This window comes from Terriglobales bacterium (genome assembly GCA_035624475.1).
In the GTDB taxonomy this organism is placed as follows: Bacteria; Acidobacteriota; Terriglobia; order Terriglobales; family Acidobacteriaceae; genus DASPRL01.
In genome coordinates this window covers 1-9932 of record DASPRL010000298.1, presented here as the reverse complement: position 1 = coordinate 9932, position 9932 = coordinate 1, and the positions used below count along the sequence as shown (strand labels likewise).

Below are 9932 nucleotides of genomic sequence, written 5' to 3'. Positions count from 1 at the left end.
CAGGTTGAGCTGGGCGGCGACCTCGGCGGGCACCGCCTCGCCCTTCAACTCGCGCACCGCGCGCTCCAGCATGGTGGTGTAGAGCTCGAAGCCGACGGCATCCACGTGGCCGCTCTGCTGCGCGCCCAGCAGGTTGCCGGCGCCGCGCAGCTCCAGGTCCAGCGCGGCCAGCTTGAAGCCGGCGCCCAGGTCGCTGAACTCCTTGAGCGCGGCCAGGCGGCGGCGCGCCAGCGGTGTCAGTTCCTGCTCCGGCGGCACCATCAGGTAGGCGTAGGCGCGGCGGTTGGAGCGGCCCACGCGACCGCGCAACTGGTAGAGCTCCGAGAGCCCGTGGCGGTCGGCGCGGTTCACCAGGATGGTGTTGCACAACGGGATGTCGAGCCCGTTCTCGATGATGGTGGTGGCCACCAGCACGTCGGCCTGGTGGCGCATGAAGGCGAGCATCACCCTCTCCAATTCCTGCTCCGACATCTGCCCGTGGCCGACGATCACGCGCGCCTTGGGCGCCAATTCCTGCACCTTGGCGCCGATCTCGTAGATGGTCTCCACCCGGTTGTGGACGAAGTAGGTCTGGCCGCCGCGCTCCAGCTCGTGCGCGATGGCGTTCTGCACCAGCTTCTCGTCGAAGGCCGCGACTACGGTCTGGATGGCGATGCGGTCCTTGGGCGGGGTCTCGATCACGCTCATGTCCCTGAGTCCCACCAGCGACATGTGCAGGGTGCGCGGGATGGGCGTGGCCGACATGGTGAGCACGTCCACCTGCTGCCGCAGTTGCTTGAGCCGTTCCTTGTGGCGGACGCCGAAGCGCTGCTCCTCGTCCACCACCAGCAGGCCCAGGTCGGCGAATTTCACGTCCTGGGAGAGCAGGCGGTGGGTGCCGATGAGCACGTCCACCTTGCCCGCCTCCACCTTCTGCAGGATCTCCTTCTGCTGCTTGGCGGTGCGGAAGCGCGAGATCATCTCGATCTCGGCGGGGAAGGCGGCAAAGCGCTGGCGGAAGACCTCGTAGTGCTGGAAGGCAAGGACGGTGGTGGGGGCGAGCACGGCCACTTGCTTGTTATCGCCCACCGCCTTGAAGGCGGCGCGCATGGCGACCTCGGTCTTGCCGTAGCCCACGTCGCCGCAGAGCAGGCGGTCCATGGGGCGCTGCGCCTGCATGTCGCGCTTGACGTCGGTGATGGCCTGGGCCTGGTCCTCGGTCTCGCTGAACTCGAAGGCGTCTTCGAACTCGTGCTGCCACTGGCTGTCGGCGGGGAAAGCGTGGCCCTCGACGGCCTGGCGCTGGGCATAGAGCTTCAACAGCTCGTCGGCCATTTCCTGCACCGCCTTCTTCACCCGCGCCTTGGTCTTGGCCCAGGTGCCGGTGCCCAGATGCGCCAGCGGCGGATGCACGCCCTCGGCGGAGCGGTACTTCTGCACCAGGTCCAGCCGGGTGAGCGGAACGTAGAGCTTGGCGGCCTCGGCGTACTCCAGCACCATGAACTCGGCGCGCAAGTCGCCCTGCGCGATCTCCTTCAGCCCCTGGTACTGCCCGATGCCGTGCTCCACGTGCACCACGAAGTCGCCCACCTGCAGGTCGCGGAAGTCGGAGAGGAAGGCCGAGACCTTGGATCTGGCGCGCGCCGGTTGCTTGGCCACCACCTCGGATTCGTCGAACAGGTCGCGGGCGCCGAAGAGGACCAGGTTGGCGTCGGGCAGGGCCACGCCTTCGGGCACGTAGGCCTTCACGATGGTGGTGGCGGTCAGGTCGGGAGCGAAGTAGGCGCTCTCCTCCAGATAGGTCTCGCTGCCGGCGGCGCCCGACTGCGCGCGGCTGCCCAGCCGGTAAGGCAGGTTGTATTCGGTGAAGACCTCGGCCAGGCGCTCGACCTCGCCGGTGGAGGCGGCGGCAAAAAGCACCCGCCGGCCCTCGCCGGCCAGCTTCTGCACCTCCTCCACCATCGCCGGCACGGAGCCGTGGAAGCGCGGCGTGGGCTGCGAGACGAAGGCGATCTGCGGCTCGGCGTCTGCGCCCTCGATGCCCAGGTGCTCGAGTGCGCCGCCGGGGCGCGCAGCGACCATGGACTTCAGCTCCACGGGCGGATAGTAGAGGTCCTCCGGCCGCGCCAGGTTGCCCACGCCGCTGCGCTCGTGAGCGGCGGCGATGCGCTCCCAGAGCTGGTCGAGATCGTCCCAGACGGCGGCGGGCTCGTCGAGGAAGACCGCGGCCTGTGGCAGGAAGTCGAAGAGGCTGCTCTCGGCGCCGGCCAGCGGCGCGTAGAACTCCCAGCCGGGAAAGACGCCGGCGCCGGTGGTGAGGGCGGCGGCGCGCCGCGCCGCTTCCTCGCCCGCCACCCGCCCGCCGCTTAGGCGCGCGTGGATGGCGGCCAGCATCTCCTCGCGCACCGGCGTCTCGGTCATGGGCAGCAGCAGCGCCTCTTCCACCGGGCTGGAGGAACGCTGCGAGGCAGGATCGAACTTGCGCAGCGTGTCGATCTCGTCGCCGAAGAACTCGACGCGCACCGGGCGGTCGGCCTCGGGGGAGTAGACGTCGAGGATGCCGCCGCGCAGCGCGTACTGCCCTGGCATCTCCACCACGTCGGCGGCCTCGTAGCCCACGGTGTTGAGGTGCTCGAGCAGTTGCGCGGGATCGATGGCCTCGCCGCGGCGCAGCGCGCGCGCCAGGTCGGAGTAGAACTCCGGGCGGCGCAGGCGCAGCGCTGCCGCCCCCGCGGGCGCCACCACGATGGCGGCCTCGCCGGTGGCCATCTTCCACAGCGCGGTGGCGCGCTGCTCCTGGATCTCGGGGTGCGGCGAGAGGTTCTCGAAGGGCAGCACGTCGCGGGTGGGCAGGAAGACCACCGCCTCCGGCCGGACCGCGCCGGTCAGTTCGCCGAAGGCCTGGAGCACGGGCAAGGCCTCCTCCCCCGCCTTGTTGCCCGCCACCAGCACGATCAGGGGGCGCTCGGCGGCGCGGTAGAGCAGGTTGAGGCAGAGATTCTTGGCGGTGGGGGTGAGCCCGGAGACACGTATCCGCCCCGCGCCGGTCTTCAGGTGGGTGACCGCGCGCGCCAGCGGGGCCAGGTTTTCCGCGTCCGCAAACAGTTCGCGGACGAAGGGCAGGACCATTGCGCATTGATTGTATCAGCCGGAGCGTGCCAAAAGTCACAGCCGGGGCCGTGCGGCGGGCGTAGGCTGAAACCATGGCAACGAACTACGCATTCCTCCCGGAATTGCTGAGCGAGGTGGAGATCCCCTCGAAGGGCATCCTCAGCCGCACCCTGCACAACGACGAGCGCGTGCGCATCGTGCTCTTCGGCTTTGCCGCGGGAGAGGAACTCTCCGCGCACACCGCGCCCGTGCCCGCGGTGCTCTACTTCCTGAAGGGCGAGGCGCGGTTGAAGCTGGGCGAGGACATGCTGGAGGCCAAGGCGGGCTCGCTCGCCCACATGGCCCCCAACCTGCCCCACGGCATCTTCGCCAAGACCCCGCTGGTCATGCTGCTGGTGATGGCGAAGTCGTAGCCCCGGCATCCTGCCGGTCTGCCCCGAGGGCGTCTCGCCCTCAGGGACGCGGGCGGGACGCCCGCGCGACAGCCGCCGAGACGGCGGCGCTACGGCAATCCGCGGCTGGTATATTTAGGGACTCCCATGCCCCGCAAGCTCGAACAGTCCCGCAAGCTGCAGCAGCGCGCCGAGCAGGTGATCCCCGGCGGGGTGGACTCGCCGGTGCGCGCCTTCCGCGCCGTGGGTGGCGATCCGCCCTTCATCGTGCGCGGCCAGGGCGCGCGCATGTTCGACGCCGACGGCAACTCCTACCTCGACTACGTCGGCTCCTGGGGGCCGCTCATCCTGGGCCACGCCTTTCCCGCGGTGGTGGCCGCTATCGCTGAGGCCAACCAGCAGGGCGCGAGCTTCGGCGCCTCCTCGCCGCGCGAGGTCGAGCTGGCCGAGGCCGTGCTGCAAGCCTTCCCCGCCATGGAGAAGGTGCGCTTCGTGAGTTCAGGGACGGAAGCCACCATGAGCGCGATCCGGCTGGCGCGCGCCGCCACCGGCCGCAAGTACATCGTGAAGTTCGAGGGCTGCTACCACGGCCACGCCGACGCGCTGCTGGTGAAGGCGGGTTCGGGGGTGGCCACCTTCGGCATCCCGGGCTCGGCCGGCGTCCCGGAGGAGTTCGTGCACTTCACGCTGGCCCTGCCCTACAACGACGCCAACGCCGTCGACGCCGCCTTCAAGCAGCACAAGGGCGAGATCGCCTGCGTGATCGTGGAGCCGGTGGTGGGCAACATGGGCTGCGTGCCCCCGGCCGAGGGCTTCCTGGACGCGTTGCGCTACCTGACCTCGCGCGACGGCGCCCTGCTCATCTTCGACGAGGTGATGACCGGCTTCCGCATGGCCTTCGGCGGCGCGCAGGAGCTTTACGGCACGCGTCCCGACCTGACCACGCTGGGCAAGATCATCGGCGGGGGGCTGCCGGTGGGCGCCTACGGCGGGCCCGCGGAGATCATGGACCAGGTCGCGCCCCTCGGGCCGGTCTACCAAGCGGGCACGCTCTCGGGGAATCCCTTGGCCATGGCCGCGGGACTGGCCACGGTGCGCCATCTCGGCGAGCATCGCGAGATCTATGGGCGGCTGGAGCGGCTGACCGCCACGCTGGTGGCCATGCTGCTCGACGCGGCCAAGGACGCGGGCGTGGCCGTCACCGCCAACCGCGTGGGCTCCATGTTCACCTGCTTCTTCACGTCGGAGCCGGTGAAGGACTGGGCCAGCGCCGCCAAGTGCGATACTGGGCGCTTCGGCAAGTTCCACCGCGCCCTGCTGGATGCGGGCGTGTGGCTGCCGCCCTCGCAGTTCGAGGCCGCCTTCGTCAGCGCCGCCCACACCGGCGACGACGTGCGCGCCACCGTGGACGCCGCGCACAAGGCGTTCGCTTCCCTCAGGAGCTGACCTGGGTCTCAATCACCAGATCACCCGATCACCCGATCACCCGATGGTTTTCATCATCTCGGGCACGGTCACGAACTCGTAGCCCTCGTTCTTATAGCGGCGGAGCAGGCGGTCGGTGGCCTCGACGGTATGGGCGCGGTCGGCGCCCATCTCGAGGTGCCCGCCGTCGTGCAGCAGGATGACGTCGCCGCCGCGGATCTGCCGCCGGGCGTGCTGCTCCACGCGCTCGGCCGTGGTCGCCTTCCAGTCGTAGCAGGTCACCGTCCACATCACCGGCGTCAGGCCCAGGGCGCGCGCGGCGCGCAGCACCCCGGGACGGCGCGCGCCGAAGGGCGGACGGAAGATGGGCGCGGGCTCGCCCACCACCTCCCGCAGCGCCGTCTGGCAGTCCTCCAATTCCTTGCGCACCAGGCCGGGCGAGGTGAAGAACAGGTTGGGATGAGTGAATGTGTGGTTGCCGACAGCGTGGCCGGCGCGCGCCACCGCCTGCGCGATCTCGGGGCGCTGGCGCACGTAGCGCCCGATCAGGAAGAAGGTCGCCTTGGCCTGGTGGCGCTCCAGCACTTCCAGCAGGCGCAGGGTGTGAGGATGGTTGGGGCCGTCGTCGTAGGTGAGGGCGAGGCGGCGCGTCCCCGGCGTCAGGCCGGTGAAGGTCGCGCCGAAAAGCTGCGAGCGCGGCGCCATGGCGGCATAGGCGCTCACGCTGGCGAGTCCCGCGAGCGCACCCGCACCGGCGGCGATGGCGGTAGCGATCATCGTTAGTGATTGTAAACAAGCGGTCCGCCCTCAGCCATCAGCCTTCAGGTTTTCCTGACGGCTGACGGCTGAACGCTGACGGCTACTAGTAACTCCTCTCGCAATTGCGCGGCGCGCCAAAGCGGGCTATGCTCCCGTCAGCCTCTGGGACATCCCGAGACATGGCCAACCTCTTCGAGCCGCCCAAGTACATTGCCATAGAAGGGCCCATCCGAGTCGGCAAGAGCACCCTGGCCAACATCATCGCCGAGCGCCTGCACGCCCAACTGATCACCGAGCCGGAGAACAATCCCTTCCTGCGCGCCTTCTACGACGGCGAAGCCGGGGCGGCCTTCCAGGCGCAACTGGCCTTCCTCATCGAGCGCTACCAGCAGTTGAAGACGCTGGACGTGGGCCCGGCCTCGCGCAAGACCATCGTCGCCGACTACATCTTCGAGAAGGACAAGCTCTTCGCCTGCATCAACCTCAACGACGCCGAATTGGGCGTCTACAACCGCTTCTACAACGAATTCCGCGAGCAGTTGCCCACGCCCGAGCTGGTCATCTACCTGCAAGCCAAGCCCGAGGTGCTCAAGAAGCGGATGAAGAAGAAGAACTCGCCCGGAGAGCAGGCCATCAGCGACGACTACATCGAGGAAGTGGCGCGCGCCTATGAGCACTTCTTCTTCCACTACTCGGCCTCGGACCTGCTGGTGGTCAACACCTCGGACATCGACTTCGTGGACCGCCACGAGGACCTGCAGGAATTGCTGCGCCGCCTGACCGCCCCCATCAAGGGCACGCAGTACTTCCTGCCGCTGGGAGCGGAGTCGGCCAGCGCCTAGCGCCTGGTTCCCGGTTCCCGGTTGCCAGTTCCCAGCCCCCCTTCCCCTGGGCGGAAGATTGGGTCTACAATGCGCTTGCCCACATCTATAGAGTGGGCGACAGGCGGTATCCCGCGGAGCGGGAACTGCACTGGAGGTAAGTATGAGCATCACGTCTCCGGGGCTCCCAGGCGAGTCCCACCTTCCCAAGATCACCACGTCCACCCTTCTGGAGAAGAAGCAGCGGCACGAGCCCATCGTCTCGCTCACCGCCTACGACTACGCCTCCGGCCGGCTGCTGGACGAGGCCGGCATCGACGTGATCCTGGTGGGCGACTCGCTGGCCCAGGTCATGCTGGGCTATGAGAGCACGCTGCCGGTGACGGTGGAGGAGATGCTGCACCACGTGCGCGCGGTGCGGCGCGGGGTGCGGCGCGCCCTGCTGGTCGCCGACATGCCCTACGCCTCCTACCACGTCACCAAGAACGAGGCCCTGCGCAACGCCACCCGCTTCGTGAAGGAGGGTGGCGCCGAGGCGGTCAAGATCGAAGGTGGGGAGAAGCGCGTGGAACTGGTGCGGCGGCTGCTGGAGGCCGAGATCCCGGTCTTCGGGCACATCGGGCTGACCCCGCAGTCGGTGCACGTGATGGGCGGCTACAAGGTGCAGGGCAAGACCCTGGCCGCGGTGGAGCAGCTCCTGCGCGACGCGGTGGCGCTGGACCAGGCGGGCGTCTCGGGGCTGTATCTCGAGGGTATCCCGCGCGAGGTGGCGGGGATGATCACAGCCGAGATCGGCGCGCCCACCATCGGCATCGGGGCAGGGCCGGAGTGCGACGGCCAGGTGCTGGTGCTGCACGACCTGATCGGGCTGACCTTCGCGCCCCCGGCCAAGTTCGTGCGCCGCTACGCCGACGCGGCCGCGCTGCTCTCGGGCGCCGCGCGCAGCTTCAAAGAGGACGTGGTCTCGGGCGCCTACCCCTCGGACGAAGAGTCGTATCACCTGCCGCGGGAGACGCAGGCGGCGCTGGAGACGCTGCTGGCGCGCCCGCGGGTGGCCCGGCGCTGAGCGTCAATCGATCGCGATCAGGGGGTCGCAGAGGCGCTTGATGGCGTCGCGCTGAACGGGGCTGAGGGTGAGGAACTCGAGGCCGTAGTTGAGGCCGTTGCGGCGGCGGACGGCGGCGCGCAGGTGCAGCGGCTGGCGGGTCAGAGGCAGGGTGAACTCCATCTCCACCACCTCGCCGGCGTCCAGCTCGCCGCCCAGAGTGACGCCCATGCCTCCTTCGCTGATGTCGGTGCTGCGGCCGCGCAGTTCGGCGACGCCCTGCTCGCGGCGGGCCTTCACCAGCACGCGCACGTCGACGCGATAGCGAGGAAAGTGGCGCGCGTCCGGCTTGCCCGGCTGCACCGACCGGCCGCTGGTGGTGTCGTTCATCTGCGTGGCGAAGTCTCCTTAGGGTCCGAGCACCAGGTTCCAGGACGGGCCGCCAGTTCGGGAGCTGGGGAGCCGCGAAGGGCGACCAGAAACTGAACCTGCCCGGCAAAGTTGTTGAGACAGTACGCCTTAGGGGAAGGGTGGTCAAGTAACCATGGCGCGGTTACGAGTTACTGAAGTTTGGCGAAGCGGGGCCGCGGCTCGCCCCGCGGAGGGATGAGAGAATGGCCGCGGGCATGAGGATCTGCCGCACTATCGCCGCGATGCGCGCCGCCTGCCGCGAACTGCGGCGTGCGGGCCGCCGCCTCGGCTTCGTCCCCACCATGGGGGCGCTGCACGCCGGGCACCTCTCGCTGGTGCGCGCGGCGCGGGCGCAGTGCGGCGTGGTCGCGGTCTCCCTCTTCGTCAACCCGCTGCAGTTCGGTCCCAAGGAGGACTACGGCCGCTATCCCCGCAGCTTCGAGCAGGACTGCGCCCTGCTGGAGGCGGAGGGCGTGGAGCTGCTCTTCGCGCCCAGCGTCGAGGAGATGTATCCCGCGGGGGCGGTGACCTACGTGACGGTGGAGGGGATGAGCGAGCGGCTGTGCGGGCGCTCGCGGCCCGGGCACTTCCGCGGCGTGACCACGGTGGTGAGCAAGCTCTTCCACATCGTGGAGCCGGACGCCGCCTTTTTCGGGCAGAAGGACGCGGCCCAGTCCAGCATCCTGCGGCGCATGGTGCGCGACCTGGACCTGCCCATCGCGATGGTGATCTGCCCCATCGTGCGCGAGGCGGACGGGCTAGCCATGAGTTCGCGCAACCTCTACCTGACGGCGGAGCAGCGGCGCGCCGCTACCGTGCTCTTCCGCGCGCTGGAGCGGGTGCGGGAGCTGGCCGAGGCGGGCGAGCGCGGCTCCCTGGCCCTGGCGGCGGCCGCACTGAAGGTGCTGGCCTCGGAGCCCGAGGTGCGCGTGGACTACGTGGAGGTCGTGGACAACGACACCCTGGAGCCGGTGGCCGAGGTCTCGCGCGGCGCGCTGGTGGCGGTGGCGGCGTACCTAGGCGAGACGAGGCTGATCGACAACATTCTGCTGCCGGCGAGCGAGAGAAATTGACGAGTGACGAATGAGTCAATGACGAATGAACGAGGGGCCTGCCTTTCATTCGTCAATCGTCAATGATGCAATCGTCAATCCCGTTACGCTGAGACGAAGGGATTGCCCGCGATAAGGTAGCGCAAGGGCCGCTCAGCAGCCTTGCGGATGCCGATGCGCGGTGTGACGGCGATGCGGCGGGGGCGGAAGCCGTCGTCGGCGATGGTGAGGTCGGAGCGGGTGAAGTCCTTGCCGTTGTCGCGGGCGCGGGTGATGCCCAGCGCTTGGCAGAGGCGCCCCGGGCCGCTGGTCAGGCGCTCGAGCGCCCGCTTCCCGTCCAACCCGACCTTGCGGGCGCGCGCCATCTCCTCGATCCCGGCCACCGGCTCCAGCGCGCGCAGCAGCACGCATCCCGCATTCCCCGGCGGCATGCACGAGACGTTCAGGCAAAAGTGGTTGCCGTAAATGAAATAGACGTAGGCGTGGCCCGGCGGCCCGAAGAGAACGCGGTTGCGCGGCGTGGGGCCGCGGAAAGAGTGGGCGGCCGGATCTTTTTCGGCCAGGTAGACCTCGACCTCGACGATGCGTCCGGCGCGCAGGCGGCGCCCGCTCCGCCGCACGAGCACCTTGCCTAGAAGCGCGCGCGCCACGCGGCGGGGATCGCGGTCGTAGAAGGAGCGCGGCAGCGGCCGGCGGGCGGCTTGGCGGACGGTTTTCTGCATCTCAAGCAGCGGGGGCGGCGGCTCGCCAGCTTCAGGCCAGCGCGGCCAGCACTTCCTCGGCGTGGCCGTCGGGTTTCACCTTGGGGAAGATGCGCGCGATCTTGCCCTCGGGCGAGATCAGGAAGGTGGTGCGTTCGATGCCCATCACCTTCTTGCCGTACATATTCTTCTCCTTGATGACGCCGAAGGCGTGGCAGAGCTTCTTGTCAGAATCG

The 9932-nt window shown here is 69.1% G+C and carries 10 protein-coding genes; 5 read left to right on the top strand and 5 right to left on the bottom strand.

All coding sequences use genetic code 11. From position 1 onward, the window contains the following. A partial coding sequence (gene mfd / locus VEG08_11855; protein HXZ28678.1) for a transcription-repair coupling factor occupies window positions 1–3108 on the bottom strand: 3108 nt, incomplete at its 3' end. A gap of 74 nt (window positions 3109–3182) precedes the next feature. Between mfd and VEG08_11850 the strand changes: the two genes are divergently transcribed. After that, complete coding sequence (locus VEG08_11850) at window positions 3183–3503, top strand: cupin domain-containing protein (GenBank protein HXZ28677.1); 321 nt, start codon at window positions 3183–3185, stop codon at window positions 3501–3503. A 126-nt stretch (window positions 3504–3629) separates the two neighbouring features. Then, window positions 3630–4928: a glutamate-1-semialdehyde 2,1-aminomutase gene (gene hemL / locus VEG08_11845; GenBank protein ID HXZ28676.1), complete on the top strand. Its 1299-nt coding sequence runs from the start codon at window positions 3630–3632 to the stop codon at window positions 4926–4928. 36 nt (window positions 4929–4964) lie between these two features. On the opposite strand, the gene VEG08_11840 is transcribed toward hemL, so the two are convergent. Continuing rightward, complete coding sequence (locus VEG08_11840; protein ID HXZ28675.1) at window positions 4965–5684, bottom strand: polysaccharide deacetylase family protein; 720 nt, start codon at window positions 5682–5684, stop codon at window positions 4965–4967. A 161-nt stretch (window positions 5685–5845) separates the two neighbouring features. Here VEG08_11840 and VEG08_11835 point away from each other — a divergent pair, with 161 nt between their 5' ends. Then, window positions 5846–6508 (top strand): deoxynucleoside kinase, encoded by a 663-nt coding sequence (locus VEG08_11835; GenBank protein HXZ28674.1) that lies wholly within the window; start codon window positions 5846–5848, stop codon window positions 6506–6508. A gap of 142 nt (window positions 6509–6650) precedes the next feature. Next, window positions 6651–7553, top strand: a complete 903-nt coding sequence (gene panB / locus VEG08_11830; GenBank protein ID HXZ28673.1) for a 3-methyl-2-oxobutanoate hydroxymethyltransferase — start codon at window positions 6651–6653, stop codon at window positions 7551–7553. Window positions 7554–7556: 3 nt separating this feature from the next. Here panB and VEG08_11825 read toward each other — a convergent pair whose 3' ends face one another. After that, window positions 7557–7922, bottom strand: coding sequence for a PilZ domain-containing protein (locus tag VEG08_11825; GenBank protein ID HXZ28672.1), 366 nt, complete (start codon window positions 7920–7922; stop codon window positions 7557–7559). A gap of 236 nt (window positions 7923–8158) precedes the next feature. Here VEG08_11825 and panC point away from each other — a divergent pair, with 236 nt between their 5' ends. Continuing rightward, window positions 8159–9016 carry a pantoate--beta-alanine ligase gene (panC, locus tag VEG08_11820; protein HXZ28671.1) on the top strand — a complete coding sequence of 286 codons (858 nt, stop codon included), beginning with the start codon at window positions 8159–8161 and terminating at the stop codon, window positions 9014–9016. 83 nt (window positions 9017–9099) lie between these two features. On the opposite strand, the gene VEG08_11815 is transcribed toward panC, so the two are convergent. Both VEG08_11815 and VEG08_11810 read right to left on the bottom strand, forming a co-directional pair. After that, entirely contained in the window at window positions 9100–9717 is a 618-nt protein-coding gene (locus tag VEG08_11815; GenBank protein HXZ28670.1) for a DNA-3-methyladenine glycosylase, read from the bottom strand. A gap of 31 nt (window positions 9718–9748) precedes the next feature. After that, window positions 9749–9932 (bottom strand): peroxiredoxin (locus VEG08_11810; GenBank protein HXZ28669.1); only part of this gene is annotated, 184 nt, incomplete at its 5' end.